Origin of the sequence: Synechococcus sp. PROS-9-1, assembly GCF_014279775.1 — a bacterium.
Taxonomy (GTDB): domain Bacteria; phylum Cyanobacteriota; class Cyanobacteriia; order PCC-6307; family Cyanobiaceae; genus Synechococcus_C.
Genome location: NZ_CP047961.1, coordinates 1,997,857 through 2,022,160, shown reverse-complemented (window position 1 = coordinate 2,022,160; position 24,304 = coordinate 1,997,857). Strand labels below are relative to the sequence as shown.

At 56.1% G+C, this 24,304-nt stretch carries 24 protein-coding genes; 10 read left to right on the top strand and 14 right to left on the bottom strand.

Annotated features, from left to right (window positions below; genetic code table 11):
- Positions 1 to 34: 34 nt before the first annotated feature.
- From SynPROS91_RS10770 to SynPROS91_RS10755, 3 genes are all read right to left on the bottom strand, one after another.
- Positions 35 to 1,693 (bottom strand): DUF2079 domain-containing protein, encoded by a 1,659-nt coding sequence (locus SynPROS91_RS10770; RefSeq protein WP_370586768.1) that lies wholly within the window; start codon positions 1,691 to 1,693, stop codon positions 35 to 37.
- Positions 1,694 to 1,879: 186 nt separating this feature from the next.
- Positions 1,880 to 3,478 carry a glycosyltransferase family 39 protein gene (locus SynPROS91_RS10760; protein ID WP_255439770.1) on the bottom strand — a complete coding sequence of 533 codons (1,599 nt, stop codon included), beginning with the start codon at positions 3,476 to 3,478 and terminating at the stop codon, positions 1,880 to 1,882.
- Between the two features lie 197 nt (positions 3,479 to 3,675).
- The gene (locus SynPROS91_RS10755; protein ID WP_186516739.1) at positions 3,676 to 5,313 is read right to left on the bottom strand and encodes a DUF2079 domain-containing protein; all 1,638 of its coding nucleotides are present in this window, start codon (positions 5,311 to 5,313) and stop codon (positions 3,676 to 3,678) included.
- A 268-nt stretch (positions 5,314 to 5,581) separates the two neighbouring features.
- On the opposite strand from SynPROS91_RS10755, the gene SynPROS91_RS10750 reads away from it, so the two are divergent.
- The 4 genes from SynPROS91_RS10750 (at position 5,582) to SynPROS91_RS10735 (ending at position 11,201) form a co-directional block, all read left to right on the top strand.
- Complete coding sequence (locus SynPROS91_RS10750) at positions 5,582 to 7,189, top strand: iron uptake porin (RefSeq protein ID WP_186516737.1); 1,608 nt, start codon at positions 5,582 to 5,584, stop codon at positions 7,187 to 7,189.
- 234 nt (positions 7,190 to 7,423) lie between these two features.
- A complete protein-coding gene (gene cysK / locus SynPROS91_RS10745; RefSeq protein WP_186516735.1) occupies positions 7,424 to 8,392 on the top strand; it encodes a cysteine synthase A in 969 nt (322 codons plus the stop codon).
- Positions 8,389 to 9,114, top strand: a complete 726-nt coding sequence (locus SynPROS91_RS10740; protein ID WP_186516733.1) for a J domain-containing protein — start codon at positions 8,389 to 8,391, stop codon at positions 9,112 to 9,114. Before cysK ends, SynPROS91_RS10740 begins: the two co-directional genes overlap by 4 nt.
- Entirely contained in the window at positions 9,114 to 11,201 is a 2,088-nt protein-coding gene (locus tag SynPROS91_RS10735) for a phospholipid carrier-dependent glycosyltransferase (protein WP_186516726.1), read from the top strand. The genes SynPROS91_RS10740 and SynPROS91_RS10735 overlap by 1 nt, the downstream gene beginning before the upstream one ends.
- Here the strand turns inward: SynPROS91_RS10735 and ndhO are convergent.
- Positions 11,180 to 11,437, bottom strand: coding sequence for an NAD(P)H-quinone oxidoreductase subunit O (ndhO, locus tag SynPROS91_RS10730; RefSeq protein ID WP_186516717.1), 258 nt, complete (start codon positions 11,435 to 11,437; stop codon positions 11,180 to 11,182). The genes SynPROS91_RS10735 and ndhO overlap by 22 nt on opposite strands.
- Positions 11,438 to 11,492: 55 nt before the next feature.
- On the opposite strand from ndhO, the gene SynPROS91_RS10725 reads away from it, so the two are divergent.
- Positions 11,493 to 12,746 (top strand): cation:proton antiporter, encoded by a 1,254-nt coding sequence (locus tag SynPROS91_RS10725; RefSeq protein ID WP_186516715.1) that lies wholly within the window; start codon positions 11,493 to 11,495, stop codon positions 12,744 to 12,746.
- 29 nt (positions 12,747 to 12,775) lie between these two features.
- Complete coding sequence (locus SynPROS91_RS10720) at positions 12,776 to 13,720, top strand: TIGR01777 family oxidoreductase (protein WP_186516708.1); 945 nt, start codon at positions 12,776 to 12,778, stop codon at positions 13,718 to 13,720.
- Here the strand turns inward: SynPROS91_RS10720 and SynPROS91_RS10715 are convergent.
- The 4 genes from SynPROS91_RS10715 to SynPROS91_RS10700 are packed head-to-tail and all read right to left on the bottom strand — an operon-like array spanning position 13,656 to position 16,007.
- Positions 13,656 to 13,931, bottom strand: a complete 276-nt coding sequence (locus tag SynPROS91_RS10715; protein WP_186516706.1) for a hypothetical protein — start codon at positions 13,929 to 13,931, stop codon at positions 13,656 to 13,658. The two genes, SynPROS91_RS10720 and SynPROS91_RS10715, sit on opposite strands and share 65 nt — an antisense overlap.
- Positions 13,932 to 15,134, bottom strand: coding sequence for a lipid-A-disaccharide synthase-related protein (locus SynPROS91_RS10710; RefSeq protein WP_186516704.1), 1,203 nt, complete (start codon positions 15,132 to 15,134; stop codon positions 13,932 to 13,934).
- A gap of 1 nt (position 15,135) precedes the next feature.
- On the bottom strand, positions 15,136 to 15,564 hold the full coding sequence (locus tag SynPROS91_RS10705) for a hypothetical protein (protein ID WP_186516703.1): 429 nt from the start codon (positions 15,562 to 15,564) through the stop codon (positions 15,136 to 15,138).
- Between the two features lie 50 nt (positions 15,565 to 15,614).
- The gene (locus SynPROS91_RS10700) at positions 15,615 to 16,007 is read right to left on the bottom strand and encodes an iron-sulfur cluster assembly accessory protein (RefSeq protein ID WP_186516701.1); all 393 of its coding nucleotides are present in this window, start codon (positions 16,005 to 16,007) and stop codon (positions 15,615 to 15,617) included.
- Positions 16,008 to 16,120: 113 nt separating this feature from the next.
- On the opposite strand from SynPROS91_RS10700, the gene zds reads away from it, so the two are divergent.
- From zds to SynPROS91_RS10685, 3 genes are read left to right on the top strand one after another with little or no spacing between them, the layout of a single operon-like run.
- Entirely contained in the window at positions 16,121 to 17,593 is a 1,473-nt protein-coding gene (zds, locus tag SynPROS91_RS10695; RefSeq protein ID WP_186519730.1) for a 9,9'-di-cis-zeta-carotene desaturase, read from the top strand.
- A 4-nt stretch (positions 17,594 to 17,597) separates the two neighbouring features.
- Positions 17,598 to 18,053 carry an SRPBCC family protein gene (locus tag SynPROS91_RS10690; RefSeq protein ID WP_186516699.1) on the top strand — a complete coding sequence of 152 codons (456 nt, stop codon included), beginning with the start codon at positions 17,598 to 17,600 and terminating at the stop codon, positions 18,051 to 18,053.
- A gap of 1 nt (position 18,054) precedes the next feature.
- A complete protein-coding gene (locus tag SynPROS91_RS10685; protein WP_255439767.1) occupies positions 18,055 to 18,558 on the top strand; it encodes a hypothetical protein in 504 nt (167 codons plus the stop codon).
- On the opposite strand, the gene SynPROS91_RS10680 is transcribed toward SynPROS91_RS10685, so the two are convergent.
- The 5 genes from SynPROS91_RS10680 to SynPROS91_RS10660 are packed head-to-tail and all read right to left on the bottom strand — an operon-like array spanning position 18,537 to position 22,845.
- Positions 18,537 to 19,346, bottom strand: coding sequence for a uroporphyrinogen-III synthase (locus SynPROS91_RS10680; protein ID WP_186516697.1), 810 nt, complete (start codon positions 19,344 to 19,346; stop codon positions 18,537 to 18,539). The two genes, SynPROS91_RS10685 and SynPROS91_RS10680, sit on opposite strands and share 22 nt — an antisense overlap.
- On the bottom strand, positions 19,343 to 20,551 hold the full coding sequence (locus SynPROS91_RS10675; RefSeq protein ID WP_186516695.1) for a glycosyltransferase family 2 protein: 1,209 nt from the start codon (positions 20,549 to 20,551) through the stop codon (positions 19,343 to 19,345). Before SynPROS91_RS10675 ends, SynPROS91_RS10680 begins: the two co-directional genes overlap by 4 nt.
- Before the next feature lie 40 nt (positions 20,552 to 20,591).
- Complete coding sequence (locus SynPROS91_RS10670; RefSeq protein ID WP_186516694.1) at positions 20,592 to 22,232, bottom strand: glycoside hydrolase family 3 N-terminal domain-containing protein; 1,641 nt, start codon at positions 22,230 to 22,232, stop codon at positions 20,592 to 20,594.
- Positions 22,229 to 22,633 carry a 30S ribosome-binding factor RbfA gene (rbfA, locus tag SynPROS91_RS10665; RefSeq protein ID WP_186516692.1) on the bottom strand — a complete coding sequence of 135 codons (405 nt, stop codon included), beginning with the start codon at positions 22,631 to 22,633 and terminating at the stop codon, positions 22,229 to 22,231. Before rbfA ends, SynPROS91_RS10670 begins: the two co-directional genes overlap by 4 nt.
- A 2-nt stretch (positions 22,634 to 22,635) precedes the next feature.
- Positions 22,636 to 22,845: a DUF751 family protein gene (locus SynPROS91_RS10660; RefSeq protein WP_186516690.1), complete on the bottom strand. Its 210-nt coding sequence runs from the start codon at positions 22,843 to 22,845 to the stop codon at positions 22,636 to 22,638.
- A gap of 58 nt (positions 22,846 to 22,903) precedes the next feature.
- Between SynPROS91_RS10660 and SynPROS91_RS10655 the strand changes: the two genes are divergently transcribed.
- Positions 22,904 to 23,629: a glutathione S-transferase family protein gene (locus tag SynPROS91_RS10655; RefSeq protein ID WP_186519726.1), complete on the top strand. Its 726-nt coding sequence runs from the start codon at positions 22,904 to 22,906 to the stop codon at positions 23,627 to 23,629.
- Here the strand turns inward: SynPROS91_RS10655 and SynPROS91_RS10650 are convergent.
- On the bottom strand, positions 23,541 to 24,302 hold the full coding sequence (locus SynPROS91_RS10650) for a DUF6816 family protein (RefSeq protein WP_186516688.1): 762 nt from the start codon (positions 24,300 to 24,302) through the stop codon (positions 23,541 to 23,543). The genes SynPROS91_RS10655 and SynPROS91_RS10650 overlap by 89 nt on opposite strands.
- Positions 24,303 to 24,304 lie beyond the last annotated feature (2 nt).

The window sequence follows — 24,304 nt, the reverse complement described above, 5'->3', positions numbered from 1 at the left end:
GAAGCTTTTTTGGCTGTAAATCGGAATGCCTTGATCAACGTTGCACTGTTTTAGAGAAACGTTCGAATGCTTTTTGAGCTTCGTTATCTCCCGAAGCATTCCGTTGTAATAACACCACGTCGTCGTCGAAAGCCATGACGCCGTAGCCCTGATTCAGTAGATCATCGAGTTCACGGAGATTGCCCAGTAGCCCTCTTCTCTGTTTGCTGTACGTCTGAAAAAGTTTTTGGTTGTGCATGTCTACCGCTACCCAATCAACAAAATCAGGATTCCCATCCTTGTCTTGAAATTGGTAGTGATAAGGGAAACGAATCAGCACTTCACGATCGGCTAGGTGGGGTATTAACCCTGTGGTGGCAGCGACTCTGCTGCCCTTAGGGATGCGCTGAATCAAGTCAAGGGCTTTGTTCCCGTGGCGGAGCTGCTCCATAGGATTGCGATAGATCCAGGGCTGGATGCTGTCTGGAATTATCCAAGAAAGGCTCTTGTTGGGATTGCCCGTCACGGTGAAGAAGCAAGACAGTGCAAGAGCTCCAGCCCAGATCCGTCGCAGTCGCCGTGATTCGAATAGGGCCTGACGTTCTTGCCACCAGAAAATTGCTCCAGCAAATAGGCCTGGAACAACCAAGTAGGTGTAGCGGATGCTGATGGACAGAGGATTATTGAATCCCTGAGCCAGCATTAGCCCCAGCAGCGGGAGTCCCATCAACAGCCAGCTGTCTATCGAGAGGAAGGGCACCATGATCAGTGGCAGGCCTTGCGCTATTAGATAGGTGATGGTGACTCCCGGTGGCGTCACCAGCTCGCGGACCAGGATTAGGGGTTGGCGTAGCGCTAGTCCTAGTACCTCAAGGCTGCTGGCCTGATTGCGACCCTCCAGGTACTGGCCGAAGTTCTCCACCATGAATCGCTGAGAGCTGTCGGCGCTGAACATGGGCATTAAGAGATTGGTGGTTATGGCCACCCACGCCCCTCCGAAGAGGATCAGCGTTGCGGCCAGGGGCCAGCGTCCGGAACGGCGCAAGCCAAGCCAAAGGCCTATGCCCATCAGCACAACTCCTGTGTCCTCACGAATCAGAGGGATGACTAGGGCTGCCGCGATCGTTAGCCAGAGTTGTTGTTGCTCAAGCCCCAGCAACAGCAAAAACACACACAGCGGCAGCTGACTGAGATCGGTGAAATTGGCGAGCATGCAGGGTGCGATCACCGCATTCGCGCAGTAGAACGCGATCGATACCATCGCAGCTAGCTCAGGCTTGAGATGTTTCGTTGCGAGTCGATGTAGTACAAGTCCAGCGGCCGTGATCAGGACCACCTGCAGCATCGGTAGGGCCCACTTCCCAAGTAGACCCACAAGAGGGATCCACAGCGCCAGGATCGGTGTGAAGTGCTGACCGAGGCGGTGGTAGCCGAGGCTTGGCAGTTCACCGCTGTGGATCACATTGGTGGAGAGCTGTGAGGAGAGCGTGCTCTCAAAGGGGTGTCCACGCAGCCCGTTCCAGAGGACCTGCATCAGGATTCCCTGGTCCATGGAGGCTGTGAGGGACTGCAACCGCCACCACTGAAGAGCGCAGCCGACAATTAAGAACAGTCCTGCAGCTAGCAACACCCGCCGCTGGGATTGTTCGGCTGGTCGGCTCTCGTTGGCCTGAAATGTTGCCATGGAGTCTTCCATCATGATCAGCCAGGACATGAACTTCTTCCATCGAAGATATGGGTAGTGGCCCATTGCCGATGATCCAGGCCCATTGCTCAAACAGGCCTAGATCGTAAGCATTGCTCAGAATCAGCTAATGGCGCGAAGCCGCTACTCCCCAACCAAGGAATGCCACGCAAGAGGATAAGGATGCCCATCAAAGGCGTGCGGATGGCGTGGTGTTCATGGTTGGTCAAAGGAAAAACAATGCCAGAGGTGCCAATCAGTCGCTTTTGGATCGACGGATATGTTTGTGCAGCCTTGACGGGATTGCTCGCTTACGAGCCAAAACTCCTTTGGCGTACTGGTATTTAATTCTTGTAGAGAATGTTTGGCATACCAATTCAGTGAGGGGCGTGTAGATCCGTCCAGCATCACAATTGCATCAGGAGGGAGCAATCGGATCTGTGCTGCGACAGGCCTGGGATCCCAGCTTTCATTCAGTTCCCATAGCCATAGATGGCTGTGCCACAGTGCAAGAAGCCCAAGGCTCCAACCCGTGACCACCACGGCGAGCCCCTGCTGGCGTGAAAGCTGTAGGGGCTTCGAGAGCTTCAGCCCGCCGATGATCAAGCCAAGGCCTGCGGCAACCAAGGCTGGCAATGGAAGTGCTGCGCTGGTGTTCATCGCCAGCAGAACCGTAGTGCTGATCAGGAGGAGAGCTCCGATCCATTGCCAGGCTTGTGGGATCCAGTGGGGGCGACCCTCCTTTAGGAGTCCAGCCAGGGTTTCTCCGCATAGAAGGGCGATAGGTGGCCAGAGGAGGTGGCTATACCAAGGCAACTGGGTCTGTAAGGGCAACACCATCAGCGCGCTACCGGCTAGAAGGCCTAGTTCCCATAAGCCAGTAGAGGTTTTCCGATGGCGCCATGCCCAGTACACGCCACTAGGTAGGAGCAGGATCCAGGGCCATCCCCCCTCAAGAACTTCCGTTAGTGGCATCACCCAGGCCCCACTCTTGTCGCCGAGGACCTCTGTTACGCGACTAAACCCTTGGCCTCCCCACATCAAGAGTGCATTGCTGCCGCGCTGCCCAAAGTGCCAGAGGTGCCAGATCGCTCCTGGGATCAGGCCGCTGATCGCCCAGCCCAAGGCTGAAGTCTTTCTGCTGGAGGGTTTGTCGAAAAGGGTGATGATCCCAACTATGGCCAAGTAACCAATCAGGGCTGGTGGCTTCAGGAGCAAGATGCCGCTCCCTCCCAATCCAGCAAGCAAGCCATGCCAAGGCCAGCGTTTGCTGCTGAGCCAACCGCTGATTAGTAGCAAACTGCAGCTCACAAGCGTCCCGTCCAACATCGCCAGCCGCCCATGGCGTGCCATGGGCAAAAGGGTCATCAGGATCAAACCGGAACAAAGGGCGGAGCGCTCAGTCCCTGTTCCATTGCTGAGTTGGCGTCGCAGGATCACGATGAGTGGAACGGCCAAGCTGGCAAGAAGACTTGGTATTAGGCGTACGGCCCATTCGTCGTCTCCAAATCGCTTGATCGATGCACCGATCAGCCAGTGCAGTCCTGGTGGTTTGTTGAGGTAAATCGACTCACTGTTTTTCATGGCTAGTAGCCAGTCCCAAGCCGGTTGTGCTGCGGTGGAACGGGAGACTCCTGCAACTAGAGCTTCATCCCAATCTCGTAACGGCAGATTGCCCAGCCAAGGGAGCCAAATCAGCAGGGTGAGCAACCAGAGCAAAAGCGGCAATGGCACTGACGGAACCTCCCAGCGTCCGTTATCTTTCAAAGGACTAGATCGCAGTGATGTGGTCTCATCCTCAACCTTCGGGTCCATGAATGAGATCGAATGCATCGCCGGCGTTCATTTATCCATCCAGGAGGAGGTGTCCATGAGTTCCAGTTGTTTGACCCAGGGTCTGCTGATCGCGGAGAACGCCGGCTGACGGCATTTTCTTTTGACTGATCAATCGGTTCCGCGCCAGAGCGGACCCGGCGAGAGCCCCCGGCCAGTTTCTGGTCGGGGGTATCGTTTTAGGATTTGTTGTTGGATGGTTGGCTTGGGTCAGGTGCCATAGGAGTCGCTAGCCGTTTTCGCAATTGCCTCTCCAACGCAAGCTTTTGAGGTCCGTCACGTTGCAAAACAGCGATACCATTCTCGATCGCTTGCACTCGGTAGGCGTCCATTTGTCTTGGTAATTCCTGCTTGATGCGTTTCAGCGCACGCCAATCACCGCGAAAGGCCACGCTGTAGCGCTCTAACCAGTCGAGATCGACGGCGATCCAATCCACCGCAAGTTTGTTCTTGTTGCGGTCGAGGTAATGCAGCGATTTGGGATAACGCACTGCCACCTCACGTCGAGCGATTAAAGGGACGAGGGGTGTGTTAGCGCTCACGGATGCGTCTTTAGGGATCAGATTCAGAACTTGGCGCGCATCCCGACCGTGTTCCCATTGCCGAATAGGACTGCTAAAAACTATTGGCCTAACGCTGTCAGGAATAATCCACGAAAGGCTTCGGTGGGGGTTGCTGCTCACGGTGAGCAGAAGAGAAAGGCTGATGGCGATTCCCCATGCCAGACGCGTTCCGCGGCCGGGGATTTGTTGCTGGCGACGGCTCCACCAGAGCAGTGCTCCGAGGCTGAAGCCTGGCACCACAAGCAGCGTGTAGCGAATGGTGATCGAAAGCGGGTCATTGCTGCCTTGGGCCAGAAACAAGCCAAGGAGTGATGGGCCCGCAAGGATCCATGCATCGAGGCTGATCAGCGGCACCATCAGAAATGGGAGGCCATGCCCCAGGAGGTACAAGAAAGTTTTCCCTGGGGGGGAGAAAAGTTCCTTGAGAAGGATGAATGGTTGGCCCAAAGCCTGTTGCAATACGGAAAGGCTGCTCGCTCCTTCGCTCGGATCCACATCGAGATATTGGCCAAAGTTTTCCACCATGAATCGCTTGCTGTTGTCCTCCGAGAACAGCGGCATCAATGCATTCGTGACCAGCACCATCCATCCAGCACCCCAGATGATGAGGGCAATCGCGATGGGCCATCGTTTGGGTTCTCGAAAGAGCAACCACAGTCCGATGGCAATCAGCATGATGCCCGTGTCTTCTCGAATAAGCGGGATCAGAACAGCGGCGCTCAGGATCAACCATCCCATTCGCCTCTGAAGACCCAACATCAAGGCAAAAACAGCGACGGGAAGCTGGCAGAGATCAGTGAAATTTCCCAGCGTGGGTCCGATCAGTGCATTCCCTCCGTAAAACCCATACGTCAGCCAGTTCGCCGTCCTTGCTGGAACGAGTTGAAGGGCGAGTCGATGGAGGAATAACCCTGCAGAGACAATGAGCCCCACTTGTACAAGGGGAAGTGCAGCACCTCCGATCAACGCGAACAAAGGCGCCCAAAGGAGTAGGGAGGGGGTGAAATGTTGGCCTAATCGCGCATAGCCCAAGCCTGGTGGTTCACCGCTGTGGATCACATTGGTGGAGAGCTGTGAGGAGAGCGTGCTCTCAAAGGGGTGTCCCCGCAGGCTGTTCCACAACACTTGCTGAAAAATGCCTTGGTCGTAACTGGCAAGGAGTACATGGGAGCGCCAAGCCTGAAGTAGCAGTGCAATGACTGCAAAGATCAGCGCAGCAATGACGATGCGCCGGTTGGTGCAAAAATCTTTCATCTGAGGAGAGCGCGGCCACCTCAGGACTTTGATGATGGTGAAGGGAAACCGCACAGCCCTAAGAACGCATCACTCATCAATAGTTGATGCTTATTCTTTTTGCAGTGGTATCAGCGATCAGCAAAACGGCTGCCTGGAAACCGTAGCCCTTGATACATGACGTTGTGATTTCTGGCACAGGCGGACTTAATTCTTTTGTCTGGGTAATGCATTTTGGAATGGGCGTTAATACGTCTTAAGTACCTCAAATTTTTGGTGTGAGGCCGAAATGAAACTTTTCCATCAACTGCTGGTGGCCCCAGCTGCCTTGGGCCTTTTGGCTCCTATGGCTGCTAACGCCACTGAGCTGAACTTCAACGGTGTATCTGACTACGCCGCCACAGGCGAGCAAGTCACCAGCATCACTCAGTTTTCAGACGTTTACCCAACCGATTGGGCTTATCAGGCTCTTGGCAACCTGGTAGAGCGCTACGGCTGTGTTGCTGGTTACCCCAACGGCACCTTCCGCGGTAACAGGGCAATGACCCGCTTTGAAGCGGCTGCTCTGTTGAACGCATGTCTCGACCGCGTCACTGAAGTGACCGACGAGCTGAAAATGCTGATGAAAGAGTTCTCTAAAGAACTCGCCATCCTCAAGGGCCGTGTTGACGGACTTGAAGCCAAAGTTGGTGAACTGGAAGCTCAGCAGTTCTCCACCACCACCAAGATGACGGTTAATTCCTTCTGGGCTCTTGGTGCTACTACTTATGGTGGTGATGCAAAGAATCCAGCTGGTGGAGACTTAGGAGATGCCACTGACAAAGCAGATGGTGCCACATCATTTTCTTATGATCTGAGAATCTTCCTTGATACCAGTTTCACTGGTGAAGACCTCCTGAGAACTCGTCTCCGTTCTGCAAACATTTCAGATGTTTATGCTGGAAATGGAGTAGTTGGACTATGGAGTCAAGAGTATGGATATCAAACTGGTAATAACCTGGAACTCGACAGGCTCTTTTATCAGTTCCCTGTAGCAGATGAGTTCACCTTCACTGGTGGCCCAATGGTTCGTCAGGATGACATGTTGGCAGTGTGGCCTGCTGCTTATCCAGCAGCTATGACTGTTGATTTCTTCACCTATGCAGGCGCTCCAGGTGCCTACAACCTTGCTTTAGGTGCTGGTGCTGGAGTCATTTGGTCTAAAGATGATTTCAATATCAGCGCAAGCTATCTCAGCACCAATGGCAACGGTTCCGATCCCGATACTGGTGGTATCGCAACTGATGGTGCTGGCTCAAACGGAACCGTTCAGCTCTCCTATGCTCCTGAGCAATGGGGTGTAGCTGTTGCCTACAACTACGGTTCCACTGACAATGGTGTTGGCCTTTATAGCGGCAACGGCACTCCTTTGGCCAACAAACTTCAGGCTAATGGGGTAACAAACTCAGCAGCTTTAAGTGCTTGGTGGATGCCTGAGGAAACTGGAATTATTCCTTCTGTCAGTGCTGGTTGGGGTATTAATTCCACCAATAGTTCAGCTGATGGTAACGGAATTACTTATGATGGATCTGTTCTTGAATCCTCAACGTCCCAGTCTTGGTACGTAGGTCTTCAATGGGATGATGCATTCCTTGAAGGTAATGCACTTGGATTTGCAGTTGGTCAGCCAACTTTCGTGACCAGCATCGATAAGAAAAACTCCAGTGATGATTTCGTTGCTGATGGGAACTATGCTTTCGAGCTGTTCTACAACTTCCAAGTCACCGACAACATTTCTGTGACGCCTGCAGTTCACTACTTCAGTCGTCCTCTTGGTGGAGACAAGGACAGCACGGTCACCGACGGCGATAGCTTCAACAGCTTCGGCGGAATGATTAAGACTACGTTCGTTTTCTGATCGTTGTATTAATTTCAATACCGTTACTTACCCTCTCTCGCGAGAGGGTTTTTTTTATGGATTCAATATTTAGAATCATGTTTCAAACTTTTTTATAGGAATTTTGTTCTCGAAATAATTATCTGAAGGCCAGCCAGTACCTTGTAAAAGCCTTTTTTATAATGAGTGCTTTCTATTGTTGGCTTTGACCGGAAGAGAATAGGTCTCTGGGTCGTCATCTGATTGGATAAGAGCATGGCAATTGCACCCGACATCACAGAACTGGTGGGTCATACGCCTCTTGTACGTCTGAACAGGCTTCCCAAGCGCAGCGGTTGTCTGGCTGAATTGGTAGCAAAGCTAGAAAGCTTCAATCCCACGGCTTCTGTCAAGGATCGGATTGCAGGTTCGATGGTTCAGGCTGCTGAACAAGCCGGCACCATCGCTCCAGGACGCACCGTGCTTGTGGAGCCCACCAGTGGAAACACAGGAATTGCTCTGGCCATGGTTGCGGCAGCTCGGGGCTACCGGTTGATCCTCACCATGCCAGACACGATGAGTACGGAGCGTCGCGCGATGCTCCGGGCCTACGGGGCAGAGTTGCAGCTCACCCCAGGGAATGAAGGAATGCAAGGGGCGTTAGATCTGGCCAGAGAGCTCGTCTCTGAGATCCCAGAGGCTTATCTCTTGCAGCAGTTTGATAATCCTGCCAATCCAGCGGTTCATGCCGACACGACGGCAGAAGAGATCTGGAGTGATACAGGAGGTGAGATTGATGCCTTTGTCGCTGGAGTTGGGACGGGTGGCACCATTACAGGCTGTGCCAGGGTTTTAAAGCAGCGCAATCCTGATCTGAAAGTGATTGCGGTAGAACCGGCAGCAAGTCCAGTCTTGGCGGGTGGAGCCCCTGGCCCCCATCGCATTCAGGGCATTGGCGCTGGTTTTGTTCCCACTGTCTTTGATCGAAGCTTGATTGATGAAATCGTTGGGGTGAGTGATCAAGAAGCGATGGAAGTGGGGCGTTGTCTGGCTCGGGAAGAAGGCTTGCTCTCCGGGGTTAGTAGTGGAGCGGCTGTGGCTGCTGCCCTCCGTCTTGGCCAAAGACCTGAGATGGCTGGGAAAAGGATCGTTGTGATTCTCGCCAGCTTCGGTGAGCGTTATCTGTCTACGCCCATGTTCAGTGCTTCTGCTGCTTCACCGGCGCGGCGGGATGGTCAGCTTTGAGCCACTCTGACCAGCTTGAGATCAAAGGGGGTGATCCTTATCGCGTGCTCGGAGTGAGCCGCAGCGCCACTGCAGCTGAAATCAAGGCGGCGTATCGCCAACTTGTGAAGAGGCATCACCCTGATGCGGGTGGCGATTCTGAACGCATCCTTGATTTGAATGCGGCTTGGGAGTTGCTTGGCGATCGCGACCGACGGCGCGCCTTCGATCAGCGAGTGTCCCCTAAGGCTGGAGAGAAGGAAGAAGCACGCCGCCGTGGTGTCAGAAATGCTCGAGCGAGTCAGGCTGCTCGTCATGCCTCTGGACATGCTGCCGCTGAGGATGATGCCTTAGCGAATTGGTTGAAGAAGGTGTACACACCGATTGATCGCATGCTCGGACAGGTGATCAATCCCTTTTCCGCCCAGTTGCGTGAGCTTTCGGCGGATCCTTATGACGACAGTTTGATGGAAGGTTTCTGTCAATACTTGGAGCAAAGTCGCAGCAAGCTGGACAAGGTGAAAGATCTGTTCCAATCCACTCCTACGCCCTCATCTGCAAAAGGATTCGGGCTGAGTCTTTATCACTGTCTGTCTGAAGTGGAAGATGCGATTGGCGAATTGGAGCGTTACACCATGGGCTACGTAGATGGCTATCTCCACGATGGTCGTGAGATGTTGCGAGAAGCTAGGCAAAGGCGCAAGCGTCTTCAGGAGGAACGCCGCCGCTTGGAGATCGGTTGATGAAGTCTTGGCAATTCCGGGGGTTGCTGGCTTTGATTTGGCTGCTCTCAACCTTGATCGACAGGGTGTGGTGGGCCAATCATGGCGGCATACCCTCCTGGGATCAGGCGGATTACCTCAACAGCGCCCTTGATCATGGTCGTGCCTTGGCCGTTCTCCCGGGTGGTAGCTGGCAAGGTTGGGGCTCTTTATTAGATCTTTCGCCCAAAATCCCTCCACTGGCTTCCCTGGTGAATGGGACGGTGATGGCCATCGCCGGGGATTGGCCTAGGCAAGCGGCCTGGAGCTTGAGTCTTTGGAACGGACTGTTGCTGTTTGTGGTTGCGTCCTGGGCACATGCGTTGCGTCAGCCCATGAAAGGGGCACGAGCCTTTGCCCTGCTTTGCAGCGTTGTCGTCGCGATGGCTCCGCTTCTTCTGGAGCTTCGGACCGATTACGTGCTGGAACTTCCGCTCACCGCCATGGTCGCCCTAGCGCTCTGGCGTCTTGGCTGTTGGTGGCATCCCCTTGATGGGGGACGTTGGCAGCAGGCACTCTGGGCTGCGCTGTCGATAGCAGGTGCGTTGTTGGTGAAACAAAGTGCACTGTTGATTCTCATTCCTGTGCTGCTGTTGGTTGTGGCGAGCGTTTGCCTTGGCCGTGGCCGTCGCTTCGTTGCGCGCCGTTGGCAGTTGGTGATGGGTGTGGGCTGCGTAGTTGCGGCACTCTTGCCCTGGTTAAGACACAACTGGATTACCACCTTGGGTGGCACCAACCGTGCCGTGATCGAATCGGCCGCTCTTGAGGGTGATCCCGGTGTGTTGAGTCTCGAGGGGTGGCTTTGGTACGTCCGTTTGCTTCCTGATCAGATCGGTTGGGGGTTGTTAGTGCTTGGCGGAAGTGGGGTCATCCTTTGGTATTGGCAGCGTCGCACTCTCAATGGCGATGAGCGCCTCGCGTGGCGTTGGTTGATTCTCAGCCTTGTAGCGGGATGGATTTTTACCCATCTCAGCCCCAACAAGGACGACCGCTACATCGCGCCCTTGCTGCCCATGTTCCTGATTCTGTTGTCGCGTGGCGTTTGGCAGTGGGGCCTTTGGGTGAAAAAGCGCTGGCCGGCGCGTTCCAGCTGGTTGCCGGGATTGGTCTTGCTGTTGGGTGGTTGCAACATGGTTTCGAATGGCTGGTCGGTTCAATCCACGCGTTTGGGACATGGCCATCAAGGCCCCTTGGATGCGATTGTGCGTCGGGCTGGAGGCGCAGATCCCAAATCGCAGCCTGTGACGTTGATTGTGGTGCCGAGTACCCCTGACCTCAATCAGCACAATGTGAGCTACTACGGTCGCCGACAAGGAGGACGGCTGGTCGGGAGGCAATTGGGCAGCAGCAAGTTTGATGTGAAGCCCGTGCTTGAGCAGGGGCAATGGGTGTTGCTGGCGGAAGGGGATCAGGGCTCGGTGCGGGGCAGTGCTGAAACACTGGATCGCGCCGTTCGCACGAGCGGAGTTTTTGTGCATGTTGAAACCTTCGCTAGGCCGCAGGGGGGGACTTATTCCCTGTGGCGTCGTGATGCAGACAGCATGGAACCTGTGTTGTTTCAGGAACGGTTTCCAGCCTTAGCGGCAGGCCTGTCGCTAGGGCCTCCGGGATTAGAAGCTGTGTTCAGCTCCATTGCTGTGGAACACATGCTTGATGGTCACTTCCTCTATCGCGAACCGTTGAAGAAGCAGGCTCTGAGACGTCTGGCTAACAATCCTTCAGACAAAGAAGCTCGCTGGAGCCTTGCTCTCTTAGCTGTTTTGGCCAATCGGCCATTAGAGGCGGCCAAGCAGTTTGCCGCCCTGGAAGCCTTGCTCCCAGACAATCCTTGGCCGAGTGCCTATCGAAGTGTCGTGACCCTTGCGGGCTGGAATCCTTGGGGAGCATCCTCGGTGGCTGCTGCTGCTCGGCAACAGCATGGCGATCAGCCTGTTTTGGTGGGACTGGATGCGATCTCTGTCGTGTTGGGGGGGGGGCTCTGGAGGTTGCCGGAGGCAGTGCAGTCACTACCGCCGGCCGTGCGTGCTGTGGAAAAGTCCTTAAATAGTCAGGAGAACACCTCTAATTGAGAGAGCTTCAGCCAGATGTCTGGAACAGGACGCCTCCAGCGCACTTGGCCATAATCCCCTTTCACTAAAAGAAGTTCTCCCGGTCCCTCGAAAATGTATTCGGGTGGTCTTGGATCACTGGCTGACGCTTCCACGCTCCCCATATAGGCAGAGCGGTTGACGCGAACCAGCACCCCCTTTTTGAGCGTCGCCGCTGGTTTGGCGGTTGGGGTGGGGTCAGCGGATGGTTCAGCCATGAAGAGACGATCAATCGAAACCAGGCTAAAACCTTCCTACCAACAAGGCTGATGTTTGTCCCACCCTCTTGCCTTGTATTTAGTGGCCTTTGGAGGGCTGCTTCTCGTTTCAGTCCTTCTTGACGATCTTGCCGCTCGGATCAGGGTCCCTGGCATCCTCATGGTGCTGCTTTTGGGTCTGCTGATTGAAAACAACGTTGGCGTTGTGGGAGATCAGCAGATCACTCTGCTCAACATCAATCAAGCGCAGCAGATCAGTCAGGCCTCCCTGGTCCTCGTCCTTTTCTTTGGTGGTCTTACCACCAACTGGACCGCAATTCGCGATGTGATTAAGCCTGCTGCGCGATTGGCCACGGTTGGAGTGGTCATCACAGCGGCCTTGATTGGATGGGCTGGATTCGGACTGAGCGCAGCCAATGGTCTCGGAACGAATCCAGCGACTCTTCCGCGGGTTCTATTCATTGGAGCCATGGTGGCCAGTACGGATGCCTCTGCCGTTTTGGTCCTGCTCCGCCCCTTAGCCGGGCGATTGCCAAAGCGATTGATCGATTTGATCGAGTGTGAGTCGGCATTCAACGACCCAATGGCTGTTGTTTTGGCTGGATTGGCGTTGGCTCTTGCCGGGGGTGATGGTGTTGCTGCCGGGGTCTTGGTCACGGATGTTGTCAGACAGTTTGTGCTCGGGATCTTGCTGGGGTTCATCGGCGGCACCCTCACCCTGCAGCTGCTCGGAAGCCGTCTAACTCTCAACCATGCCGCCATGCTCCCGGTCGTGAGCTTGGCGTTGTTGATGGTCTTAACCGGTGGAACGTTGTTGCTGGGTGGGAGCCCCTTGCTTGCGGCTTATGTGGCGGGGTTAGTGCTCGGCAATGGCCCAATCCTGGATCGAACCGCGCTTGCTGAGGCCCATTCCAGTTACGCCAAAATGGCTGAGCTTTTGCTTTTCTTGTGCATGGGGCTTGTTGTAGCCCCGCAGGATGTGGTGCATGCCTCTGGCTGGGCCTTCGTTTTATTCCTGCTAATGCAGGGGGTGAGATTCCTGATGGTGCATGCCCTGCTTTGGCACACCACATTCAGCAGGCCTGAACAAATTTTTGTGAGCTGCGCGGGATTGCGTGGAGCGGTTCCCATCGCACTGGCCATTGATGCCTGGTCGTCAGGCATTAGCTGGGGGGCGTCGATGCCCCCTCTTGCCCTTGCCGTCGTGCTTTATGGCCTTTTTATTCAGGGCTTTGCCCTGGTCCCGTTGGCTGAACGCATGAACCTCACCCTGCCCGCTCCTCAACATCATCCGGACGCTGCTGCTTAGCCTCTCGAAGCAGACAAGATGGAGACTCCATGCGCCTTTTGCTGATCGGATGCACCGGACTGGTCGGTCGTGCCTTGGTTCCCATGCTCCAAACCGCTGGGCACGATCTCACCATTGTGAGTCGCAGGTCAGCTCCGGCTGGACTTCCTGCCAGTTGCCTCGCAGGTTTGTCGTGGGTGCAGTGCAATCCAGCCGATTCGATCAGTTGGGAGCCTTCCAGCCCTCTGCAGCAGGCATTGGCGCAAGCGCAAGGCGTTGTGAACTTGGCAGGCGAACCGATTGCAGAGAAGCGTTGGACGTCAACGCATCTTCAATTGTTGGAAGACAGTCGCCTGAAGACCACACGTCAGCTTGTGAAGGCGATGGCAGATTTGGCACAGCCTCCAGACGTGTTGATTAATGCCTCCGCTGTTGGTTATTACGGAACCAGTGCAGACGAGTGCTTTGAAGAATCCAGCCCTTGTGGCAACGACGTGCTTGCTGGGCTCTGTCAACGCTGGGAAGCGGTAGCGGCGGAAAAGCCTGACGCCACTCGATTGGTGGTGTTGCGCATAGGGATCGTGCTGGCGGCCGATGGTGGCGCGCTAGGCAAAATGCTGCCGATCTTTCGGATCGGTTTCGGTGGACCGATTGGAACAGGCCGCCAGTGGATGAGTTGGATTGAGCGCAGCGATCTGTGTCGGATGATCCTTGCCGCTGTGGAGAACGATGCTTGGTCGGGAGCAGTGAATGCAGTGGCTCCTTCACCGGTCACGATGTCCACGTTCTCAGCAGGCCTCGGTCGTTGTTTGGGGCGTCCCAGCTTGCTTCCTGTCCCAGGACCGCTCTTGAAATTATTGCTTGGCGATGGAGCGCGGGTGGTGCTGGAAGGACAGCGGGTCCAGTCAGCGCGTCAAGCAGCGTTGGATTTCAGCTGTCATTTTTCTGAGCTGCCTGCTGCATTTGACGCTGCCACCAGCTCCACAGGCCGTTGATCAGCGCGGCTGCCATGAGTAGCCCAATCGCTGGGGTGAAAAGGGGATCCCAGAGCCGTTGAAATTGCTGCATGGGCGCTGTCAAGCCTTGCCCATCGGCGATGACGGCCACGGCAAACCAAACCGCACCTCCCAATACCAAAAATACATCCAGAACAAGCAGCCGATCCAGCCAGCGTTTCCATGGGGGTTCAATGTTCTTTGAGTTCATCTAGCTCTTTTGCATCAGCCCACTGATCAAGCCAGCCATTTTGCTGCTTCCTCCTTGGGGTCCTATCCGTTTCATCGCTTGCTCCCGACACTCACGACGCAGGTCTGGATCATTCACGCTTCGTTCCAGCAGCTCGATCGCCAGTTTGGCTGTTGCCTTGAGAAGCTCTTCTCCTTTACAAGGGGGGGCAGCACAAAAAACGGTTGGACCAAGCAACCGGCGCTGGGCTTCCGCGAAGCCAGCGGTGAATTGAGGGCCTTGGCCAGGGAGTTGCAGCACTGGCTTGGCCATGCCCACGGCCTGCTCTGCAGCTGTGCCGGCCATACACAGCAAGAGGTCTGAGCCGAGAATCACGGAGCTGAAACCCTTCCGTCTCACTTGAATCTGACGCCCGCCCTTCTCTAACCGTGCTGGAACGCTGCCTTGCCCCAGCACAAGAGACCAGCCATGGAACTGGGCAAGGTTTCCCAAGTGGTCATCTCCCAGTGCTCCAACGAGTGCCAGGTCGATTTCAAGGCCACCAGGGCTGTGCTGCGAGATCGGGATCTGCTCGATCACGCCCAGAAGCAGCAGCAGATTGTCTTCAAGTTCTGGTCTACGGCTGCCGGGCAAGAGTCCAAGACGTCTTTTGGCGTAGGGCAGGCAATTGCTGCGGCTTAAAACAGAATCCATAAAAGGATTGCCAACGAACACCACCTCCCGCTTCAGCTGTTCGCTGAGATCTTCTGCTGTAAGGGCATCTCGACTGAACACCGCTTGAAACCTCTGCGACTTGAGGCAGCTTCCGCAGGGCCATGGAAGTCGCAGTCGACCCTCGTAATGACTGGAGTAAGCCACCAAATACGTTGCAACTGGTCGCCGGCAGAGCCATGCCGCCATCACGGGGATCACATCCCCGATCACTACCACTAAGTCATAACGGCCGGCGATACGAATCAGCCGTAGGAGGTGCCTGAGGAGATAGATCACCTGGCCCTGGATCAGCTCCGTGAGGCGCCCGCGAAACGTTGTGTAGCCAAGCCCACCAGTGCTGAATTCGCGCGTGCGACCGACGAGCGGGATGCTTGCTTCGCTGTAGGGATTGCCGCGACCCACCAAGGGAAGAGCTTCCACGTCGTGCCCCTGCGCTTTTAAGGCTTGCCCAAGCAGAGCACCCGATAGGTCTTCGCCATGACCATTGCTTAGAAGCAGGAGCCGAGCCACCTCAGAGCTCCAACCAACTCTTCACTTTGAGAAGGGCGGGCCAGTCCGGCCGACGTTTAAAGCCATCGTTGATGGACTCTCTCAGCTCATCTCCCATTTCGGGTGCAACAGCTAAGACCTGTTGCACCACAGCAATTTGATCACGAACTCCCTTCGCTTTGGTCTCAAGCATGGCCAGGGTGAGGTTGATCCTTGCCTGAGGATCCTGGCTGTTGAGCTTTACCGCCAACCGAGCAGAACGCAGCGCATCCTCTGGCTTGTCACAGAGCAAGAGAAGCCAAGCCAAGCAAGTCCAGCCTGACGATTGACGGGGTGCGGCTTCGGTGATCGCGACGAAATCATCGATCAAATCGGCCGCCGGCGCTCCATCTTGATAACGGGCCATGGCCTGCTCGAACAGGCTGGATTCCTGAGATTCCTGGGACTCCATCGCTGATTCTGATCTCTAGAAATTGTCAACAGATTCCCACGCGGTGTTGTTCAGACTGCAAAGGAACTCCCGCATCCACAGGTTTGGGTGGCATTGGGGTTGGTGAAGTTGAACCCACCCCCAATCAGGGCAGTGCTGAAATCCAGCTGCATGCCATAGATGTAAAGGAGGCTTTTGGGGTCACAGACCACCCGAAACGCAGCACCAGAGGGGGCTGAGTAGTCGTACACCTCATCGCCTTCCTCGATCTCAGAGGCGGGCACAAAATCCATGGTGTAGCTCATTCCGCTGCACCCACCGGAGCGCACGCCAACACGAAGGATTTGCTCATCGCCTTGCTCTCTGCAGAGCTTCGAGAGTTGAAGCATCGCTGGATCCGTGATCTGAATGCCTTTTCCACCTTTGGCTGTGTGGGTCGCAGTACTGGGGGTGGAGGTGGTCATGAGTCAAGAGTCCAGCTGGCCTGACGTCACTGTATTGAACCCACGCGTCTCTTGCTTAAAGCAGTTAAGGCGTTCGGATTCATAGAGTCATTGAATTCTTGGTAGAAGCGCTGGTGCAGGTCGCGATTGTGGGCTCAGGACTGGCCGGCCTAGCCGCTGCCGTCGACCTCGTGGATGCAGGTCACAAAGTCGATCTGTACGAAGCGCGTCCGTTTATGGGCGGCAAGGTCGGCAGCTGGGTGGACGAAAACGACAATCACATCGAGATGGGATTGCATGTGTTCTTTTTCAATTACGCGAACCTCTTTGCGCTGATGCGCAAGGTGGGTGCGATTGAGAATCTCCTGCCAAAAGAGCACACGCACTTGTTCGTGAATAGCGGAGGTGATCTGCGCGAACTTGATTTTCGTTTCCCGATCGGTGCTCCTTTCAATGGCCTCAAGGCCTTTTTCACAACTCCGCAGCTGACCTGGGTAGACAAGCTTCGCAATGCATTGGCCTTAGGCACGAGTCCAATTGTTCGAGGTCTCGTTGATTACGAAGGAGCGATGCGCACGATTCGCGCCTTGGATTCAGTGAGTTTTCAGACCTGGTTTGTTAGCCATGGCGGCAGCTTGGAGAGCATTCGCAGAATGTGGAATCCGATTGCTTACGCCTTGGGCTTCATCGATTGCGAAGCCATTTCGGCGCGATGCATGTTGACCATCTTCATGATGTTTGCGTCCAAGACAGAAGCCTCAAAGCTCAATTTGCTGAAGGGTTCACCCCATCGATGGCTCACTGGGCCAATTTTGGAGTACATCCAGGAACGCGGCGCCACGTTGCATCTTCGCCACCGTGTAAAGGAGGTGCATTACGAGGAAGGTGAGACCCCGAAGGTGACGTCCCTGACCTTGAGCACTCCCGAGGGTGAGTGCAATGTTCAGGCTGATGTGTACCTGGCAGCCTGTGATGTTCCGGGGATCCAGCGCCTTCTCCCCGATGCATGGCGTAAGCATGAGCAATTTGATGCCATTCATCGCTTAGAAGCTGTTCCTGTGGCCACGGTGCAGTTGAGATACGACGGTTGGGTGACGGAATTGGCCGAAGGAGATCTCGCCGATACTCGTCGAACGGATCTGTCTAATCCGATTGGTTTGAATAATTTGCTCTACACCGCTGACGCAGATTTCAGTTGTTTCGCTGATTTGGCATTGGCGAGTCCTGAGGACTATCTAAAGCCAGGGGAAGGATCGTTGTTGCAGTGCGTCCTGACGCCTGGTGATCCCTGGATTCCAAAATCAGTGAGTGACATCGTTGCCCATACCGATGCTCAGGTGCGCAACCTTTTCCCATCAGCCCAGCACTTGAACCTCACTTGGAGCAATGTTGTGAAGTTGGCCCAGTCTCTGTACCGAGAAGCACCTGGCATGGAGCCGTATCGCCCTGATCAACGCACACCGATCAGCAATTTTTACCTTGCTGGTAGTTACACCCGACAGGATTACATCGATTCGATGGAGGGAGCCACGATGAGTGGTCATCTTGCTGCCGCAGCCATCCTTGGCACGTCCGCGAAGCTGGCCACCAACACCGCGGTGGCCTGAACCGATGGGACGCTGGCTTGACCACACCGTCATCACCGAAGTTCAAGCACCTGTCGCGCAGGTTTGGACTGTTTGGAGTGATCTCGAAGCGATGCCTCGCTGGATGCGCTGGATCGAATCTGTCAAAACCCGAGAGGACCCTGATCTCACCGATTGGACCCTGGCAGCCCAAGGTTTCCGTTTTCAATGGAAAGCGCGCATTACCAGCCGCATTGATCAGCAGCAACTGCTGTGGGAATCGGTGGGGGGACTTCCCACCAAAGGTGGTGTTCGTTTTTATCAAGAGCAGCCTGAAGTCACAGCGGTGAAGTTGAGCGTCGGCTACGAACTGCCCGGAGTCTTGGCACCGCTGCTGGAACCGAGCATTCTGGGAGGGATTGTCACCAAGGAGCTCCAGGCAAACCTTGATCGTTTTAGGGATTTGGTGGAAAGCGGTTACACGCCACGGACGGAGCCTTGAGTTGGGGCGAGCCTCGCGCGTTGCTCTTTCAACGCTGATGCTTGGGGCATTGATCGGTGGATGTTCCGCTGATCCAACGGATGCAACCCAATCCAATCGCGTTAACGAAACCCCCTTGGTGTTGCCTGAGGCCAAGGTTGTGCCGCAGCCACCAGCAACGGCCTTAACCATTTTGCCCAGTGTTAATGAGGTTCTTGTCGCGGTTCCAGAGGGACGCAATGATCCTTTTGCACCTTTCCCGAAACGTACGTCTGGGCCCGAGCTTGGTGCCTCGGGAGAACGGGACTGGAAGCTCCTAGGTGTGCTCTCTGTGGCTGATCAGGTGCGTGCACTGATCAGCACTGGGGAAGGATCGGGAGTGGTTTGTTTGGGGGCAGGCGGCCGTTGCCCTGGCGAGGCTCAACAGCTTTTCCCAATGGACCTTGAGGTCCAAGCCATCAATATCCGCACAGGCTGCCTAACCGTGCATCAGTCCGGGCAGTCTCAGCGGGTTTGCATCACCTGAAGGCAGGCCTGGGTTAAACCATCGAGATCGTGGGGGTTGGCTTCCTGGTCGACCCGTCCGAACTGTTCCAGACAACGCTTGCTGGTCTGCGGCCCAATCGACACAAGTGCGATCGAGCTCATGGCACGGGCTGCTGTCTCAGCTCCCAGTGTTTGCTCAAGCAGTGAAGCCGTATGGAGAACGGTTTTCCCACTGCTGAATGTGATCGCATCAACCTTCCCTGAGGCCAAAGCCGTGGCCGTGGTTTCTGGCATGTCCGCTGGACAGCGGGATTCGTAGGCAGGCGCTTCCACCACCCTGGCACCCGCTTCACCAAAGGCTTCAGCGAGCAGCGTGCGGCCTCCGCTTTGCACCCGCGGCAGCAGGAGTCTGAGCCCCCAACCTGAAACAGGGAAGTGTTCGATCAGGCTGTCGGCCACGAAGTCAGGTGGCACGAAATCAGCGGGAGCACCCAGCTGGTCCAGCAGCCCTGCTGTTTTGCGTCCCACAGCGGCAATACGGAGCCCAGCAGGCCTACGACCCAGGCTGCTGCCTTGGAGCTGCAGGCGTTCATCAACGGCCTGCACCCCATTGGCACTGGAGAAGACCAGCCAGTGGAATTCATTCAATTCAGCCAGGGCATCATCCAGAGGTCCCCATTCATCAGGAGGGCCGATTTCTAAAGCCGGCAGGTCGAGGACCCTGGCACCCTGCTGCTCTAAAAGCTTTCGGGCTTCTCCCAGTTGTTCACGAGCCCTTGTGACAACGATGGTGCGTCCTTTCAGACCGGGACTGCCTCCAGCAATCATGCATTCACCTCATTCAGTTTCACCAGCCCGCTCACTTGATCGTGCAAGGCTCTGGCCTGGTCGCCTTTCCCCTGACTGTTGAGCAGGGCGATCGCCTCACGGAATGATGCTCTCGCTCCGTCGATGTCTCCACCGACCAGCCTGGCAACAGCAAGGTTCTGATGGCATTCAGCATGGTTGGGTTCCAGGCTGATCGCTCGTTCATAGGACTGCAACGCATCCTTGATCTCACCCTTGCGGCGTTGCATCAGCCCCAGGTTGTACCAGGCAAGGGCCACTTCAGGAGCACGCTGGCACGCTGTTGTGGTCAGTTGGATGGCCTCTTCGATCTTGTTGGTCTGGAGCAGCAGGGCGGCCAAATTCAGCCTGGCGCCAAGGCCAAGACGAACGTCCAAAGCTTGCGCCAAGGCTTGTTTGTAGAACCCGATTGCCTGGTCGGTGTCCTCTGAGCTCAAGGCGATACCCAGATGGAGCAACAGCTCGTAGCGCTCTGCAGCGTTCTCATCACCCTCGCCAAGGTTGGCTAGCCCTTCGCGCAGAAGGGCGATGCCATGAATCCGATCCCCATCCGCCACCTCGAGGGCCCCGAGCTTGGCGCAGGCGTAGGGATGTCCAGGCTCCTGTTCCAGCCATTCCTCCATGGACCGGCGCAGACGGCCTGCCTTATCCGTTCCTTGCAGTTGTTCGGGCCGGTAACCGTCGTGAAGTAGGGCTGGCTCTGGGCAGGCTGCAATGCGCCAGTGGAATTCGTCCTGGAGCAGTTCGCGCACGCTGTCATCCACCATCGAGTGATACGGGCGGCTCCAGCGGATGCGGGGATGGCGGCGAAAGAGGCGACTCACACTGGAATAGGGCGCCATCGCAGCACCCTGCTCATGGCGCAGCAGATTGATGACCAGCACATCCGGCTGGGCCATGAGCGCCTTGAGAGCAGGGATCGCTTCAGCTCTTAGGCATTCATCCGCATCAAGCACGAGCACCCAGTCGCCGGTTACATAGTCCAGGGCGGCATTGCGTGCTGGAGCGAAATCGCCTGGCCAAGGCAACTGTTCGACCCGGGCACCAGCTGCTTTTGCAATAGCAATCGTGTTGTCGGTAGAGCCCGTGTCAAGGATGACCATTTCGTCGGTGAAGGCCTTCACGGAGTCAAGGCAGGCCCCCAGACGCTCCTGCTCGTTTCGCACGATCATCGACAGGCTGAGCATGGTCTTGGTTAGGCACGTCTGGGGCAGAGGCTAGGCCCGTTCAGTCGGTGAATTCATTGCTGCCCAACCTGGATAGAGCTGGCGACGGATCCGGATTCAATAGACGTTCAAGCAACTGTTGCTGTGCGTCAGGCATTTGCCCCGGGCTATAGCCCGCTGGAATTGAGCTCGGCAGGAGTGCGCTCAGGGCCTCCCAGACGTAGGGGCTTCCGTAGACCACCAAGCCAAACAATCGGTTCAAGTCAATCAGTTGTTTGATGGCGTCAGCCCAGGGTTCCCGAATGCTGCGGTTGGCTTGAAATGGATTGCCGCGCACAAATAATTGCAGGAGCAGAGGCCCTTGCCCGAGGCGATCGATCGCCAGAGGCGCCAGAGGCTCTGCAGGATCTGTCCACGGAGAAATCCCGAGGGGATGACTCAGCACAGATTGGAATCCGAGCCTCTTGGGAAAAAGGATTGCAGGGGCATCCGCAGAAAGCATCGGGCAGGGAAGAACACCATCCACCCGGATCAGGTTGATGCCATCGATGGGGTTGGGCTGTGTTGACTCTTTGGCGGTTGAAGAGTTGGAGATCTCCAGCGAATGTGTCACGAGCTCCAAGGTGAGGGATCTTTCCTCTGCGCTTTCGATCTTGTGGTCGTTGTTGCCTGAATCGAGCGTCATCGGGATCGACTGCACAGCAGCCTGGCGGCGTTCCAGAGAGTCATGAAGACGGGCCATCGGCACACGACCCGAACGGAGTGCAGCGCAGAGGGCGTCGATGGCAGCCACGGCATCGGCCGGCATCAAAATGAGGTCAGCGCCTGCCGCGAATGCCAGCACTGCGGCTTCGCCTGCTCCGTAGCGAGCCGCTATGGCCTCCATCACCAAAGCATCGGTGACAACAAGGCCCTTGAAGCCAAGATCAACTCGTAAAAGCGTGGTGAGCACGTTGGCGGAGAGGGTGGCCGGCCACTGTTTATCTAACGCTGGAATCAGCAGATGGGCGGTCATCACACTGCTGACTCCCTCCTCGATCAGGGTGCGAAACGGTTGAAGTTCAAGGCTCTCTAGGCGTTCGCGACTGTGTTGCAGCAGAGGAAGGTCCAGGTGGGAGTCGGTGGAGGTGTCGCCATGCCCAGGGAAATGCTTGGCGCAGCCCAAGACACCTGTAGCGGCCAGTCCACGCTGAAAGGCTCCTGTTAACTCCCCCACGGTGTGTGGATCTTCTCCCCATGCCCGCACGTTGATGACGGGGTTGTCGGGGTTGCTGTTCACATCGCAAACCGGAGCCAGCACCCAATTCAGCCCGCAGCGCTTTGCCTGATTGCCGCAACAACGTCCGTAGTTTTCCGCAAGCTGCACGGCCTGTTGTGGAGCTCTCCGATGGAGCCGTCCGAGCGCCATTGGTGGCACAAGCCAGCTGGCCCCCTCAAAGCGTTGGCCAACGCCTTCTTCAACGTCGGCGCATAACAGGATGGGTTGCCCAGCCCAGCGTTGCAATGTGCGGCAGCGTTGTTGCAACTCTGTGGCTGTTCCACCGAGAAGGATCACCCCCCCGACCCCAGCGCCTAACAGCTGCTCTAACTCGTTATTGCTGAGCTCCCAGCGCGGGTATCGCCTTTGCTTGTCTGTGGCATGACCGCTGGCGCGCACAACCAACAATTGAGCGACGGCCTGACGGATCTCGCCTGCATTCATGGATTGTCTGGGAGGTCGGTTCCTTCCGGTACGTCTCCTCGTTCTTCCCGATCCCGTCCGAGTTCCCCAAGCAAATGGAGCACGGTGGTGCCTTTCTCAATTCCGAGATCGAGCTTGAAAACGATTTCAGGGGCTCTGCGCATTTGCAACCGACGGCCTAACTCTCCACGGAGGAAGCCTCTTGCTGCCTCAAGGCCTTCCATGACTTCGTCTTTTTGCGCTTGTTCGCCGAAGACACTGACGAAAATTCGACAATGTTGAAGGTCGCCGCTGACCTCCACCTCGGTAATGCTCACCATCCCTTGATGGACCCGCTCGTCACGGATCCCATTGATGAGCAGCTCGCTGGTTTCCTTGCGGATCAAGGCGGCAACCCGTTCAACTCGACGTCCCTGGGCCATCGTCAGCTCAGTGGTGCTGTAGTAGTCACCATGGCACGCAGCACCAGGCTCAGGGTGATGAAGCCACTAATCAAAGCCCCGATCAGAGCAACTGCGGTGACGGGATTGCTGCGCCGCTGAGCTAGGGGCTCGGCAACGGAGTTGAGCACTCCAAGAGTGAAGGCAATGAGATAGCGCGGGTAACGCGTCACATTGACGAAAAACTCGCGCATGGTCCTGGCAGTGAAATGAATCTGATAGCTACTCTGCCGGCTTATGGCAAAGACGGTCATGCTTGAGCTGCATCAATTCCGTCATTCCGCCTTCTGCCTCAAGGTGCGAATGGCCTTGCATGCCAAAGGTTTGAGCTTTCGAGAAGTGGAGGTCACTCCTGGGATCGGTCAACTTGCCGTGTTTCGTTTGTCAGGGCAAAGGCAAGTTCCGGTGCTCGTGGACGGCGATACGGTGGTGGCAGATTCCAGCGCGATCTGTCGTTACTTGGACGAGCTGCAGCCCGAGCCGCCGCTCTTCCCAAAGGACCCTCGCGCTGTGGCCCAGAGTCATTTGATCGAAGACTGGGCCGATACAACCCTGGCAGGATCCGTCCGCGCGGCTCTGCTTCAGGCAGCGGTGGATGATCCTGATCTGCGTGCGGCCCTTTTGCCTGATGACGTACCGGGCCCGATTCGGCAGGTGATGACTGGAGTGCCAACGGGTTGGCTGAGTGGGGTCAATGAGCTGTTTGGCCAGGAGGAGCGTTCCGCCATGCTCCACAACCTGATCGCGATTGCGGATGGTCTGACTCCGGACAGCGTCTTGGTTGGCGATTCCCTCAGCCTGGCCGATTTAGCAGTGGCGGCGCAGCTATCCCTGTTGCGCTTCCCCGCTTCTGCAGGGTCTCAATTGGCTGGCCGCGGCGTTGCTGGTCTCAGTGATCATCCCCGCCTTCAGCCTTTGTTTGAATGGCGCGACCAACTTGAGGCTCGCGTGTTTCAGCAGGATCCTGCTGCCGTGTGAGCGTGAGCTTGTAACGGCTTGCTCGTTGCACAAAAGATGTGCTGGCTTCCCCGGGAGCTGGATAGGTTTGCTGCCATTGCTCCACACAGATTCGGCTGATGATTTCAGCGGTTGGCACGTCTGGGCAGGGTTGATAGCGACTCAGGGTTTCAATCCTGCTGAGCCTTGGCGCTCTTGCCCCATGCATGACCTGGAGAACAAGCTCATCACTCAGAAAGGCAGCGGCGTGGATCGAGGTTTGTTGCCTCCCGATCACGGTCGTTTCCAGCAGTCGATCGTCGCTCAGTCGAGCGAGCTGACGGTTCACTTGATGAGGGGCTTGCTCCACGCTGATGAGTTGCTGGCCTAAGAGCGCCCGTCCAACAGCTCTGGCATTAAACGGTCGATTCCCCACCACATCCTTCTGCTGATTGAGCTGAAATTGGGCCAAATGCTGCAAGGGGGGCACGCTTTCGTCCACCGTTCCATTCGCCAAAAGATCAAGACTTTCCACCTCCCAAAGCCCTTCAAACCAATCTGGATAGACCAAATCCTGTTTGGCTCGTGGCCGCGGCAGAGCAGCAGGATCCGACCAGGCTGGCCATGCTTCTAGGCGGGCTTCGAGCTGCTGATTATTTTGGGTGTTGTCCGCTAGGGCCGGTTTTGAGGGCCCACTTAGAAGAAGCACGGCCATGA

What these genes read in the sequence shown, in the direction of transcription:
- SynPROS91_RS10760 (WP_255439770.1), bottom strand. Translation starts at nt 3,478, where the DNA reads ATGGACCCGAAGGTTGAGGATGAGACCACATCACTGCGATCTAGTCCT.
- SynPROS91_RS10655 (WP_186519726.1), top strand. Translation starts at nt 22,904, where the DNA reads ATGCTTGAGCTGCATCAATTCCGTCATTCCGCCTTCTGCCTCAAGGTG.
- ndhO (WP_186516717.1), bottom strand. Translation starts at nt 11,437, where the DNA reads ATGGCTGAACCATCCGCTGACCCCACCCCAACCGCCAAACCAGCGGCG.
- SynPROS91_RS10755 (WP_186516739.1), bottom strand. Translation starts at nt 5,313, where the DNA reads ATGAAAGATTTTTGCACCAACCGGCGCATCGTCATTGCTGCGCTGATC.
- SynPROS91_RS10660 (WP_186516690.1), bottom strand. Translation starts at nt 22,845, where the DNA reads ATGCGCGAGTTTTTCGTCAATGTGACGCGTTACCCGCGCTATCTCATT.
- rbfA (WP_186516692.1), bottom strand. Translation starts at nt 22,633, where the DNA reads ATGGCCCAGGGACGTCGAGTTGAACGGGTTGCCGCCTTGATCCGCAAG.
- SynPROS91_RS10705 (WP_186516703.1), bottom strand. Translation starts at nt 15,564, where the DNA reads ATGGAGTCCCAGGAATCTCAGGAATCCAGCCTGTTCGAGCAGGCCATG.
- cysK (WP_186516735.1), top strand. Translation starts at nt 7,424, where the DNA reads ATGGCAATTGCACCCGACATCACAGAACTGGTGGGTCATACGCCTCTT.
- SynPROS91_RS10750 (WP_186516737.1), top strand. Translation starts at nt 5,582, where the DNA reads ATGAAACTTTTCCATCAACTGCTGGTGGCCCCAGCTGCCTTGGGCCTT.
- SynPROS91_RS10770 (WP_370586768.1), bottom strand. Translation starts at nt 1,693, where the DNA reads ATGTCCTGGCTGATCATGATGGAAGACTCCATGGCAACATTTCAGGCC.
- SynPROS91_RS10720 (WP_186516708.1), top strand. Translation starts at nt 12,776, where the DNA reads ATGCGCCTTTTGCTGATCGGATGCACCGGACTGGTCGGTCGTGCCTTG.
- SynPROS91_RS10735 (WP_186516726.1), top strand. Translation starts at nt 9,114, where the DNA reads ATGAAGTCTTGGCAATTCCGGGGGTTGCTGGCTTTGATTTGGCTGCTC.
- SynPROS91_RS10715 (WP_186516706.1), bottom strand. Translation starts at nt 13,931, where the DNA reads ATGAACTCAAAGAACATTGAACCCCCATGGAAACGCTGGCTGGATCGG.
- SynPROS91_RS10690 (WP_186516699.1), top strand. Translation starts at nt 17,598, where the DNA reads ATGGGACGCTGGCTTGACCACACCGTCATCACCGAAGTTCAAGCACCT.
- SynPROS91_RS10675 (WP_186516695.1), bottom strand. Translation starts at nt 20,551, where the DNA reads ATGCTCAGCCTGTCGATGATCGTGCGAAACGAGCAGGAGCGTCTGGGG.
- SynPROS91_RS10700 (WP_186516701.1), bottom strand. Translation starts at nt 16,007, where the DNA reads ATGACCACCTCCACCCCCAGTACTGCGACCCACACAGCCAAAGGTGGA.
- SynPROS91_RS10650 (WP_186516688.1), bottom strand. Translation starts at nt 24,302, where the DNA reads ATGGCCGTGCTTCTTCTAAGTGGGCCCTCAAAACCGGCCCTAGCGGAC.
- SynPROS91_RS10680 (WP_186516697.1), bottom strand. Translation starts at nt 19,346, where the DNA reads ATGATTGCTGGAGGCAGTCCCGGTCTGAAAGGACGCACCATCGTTGTC.
- SynPROS91_RS10670 (WP_186516694.1), bottom strand. Translation starts at nt 22,232, where the DNA reads ATGAATGCAGGCGAGATCCGTCAGGCCGTCGCTCAATTGTTGGTTGTG.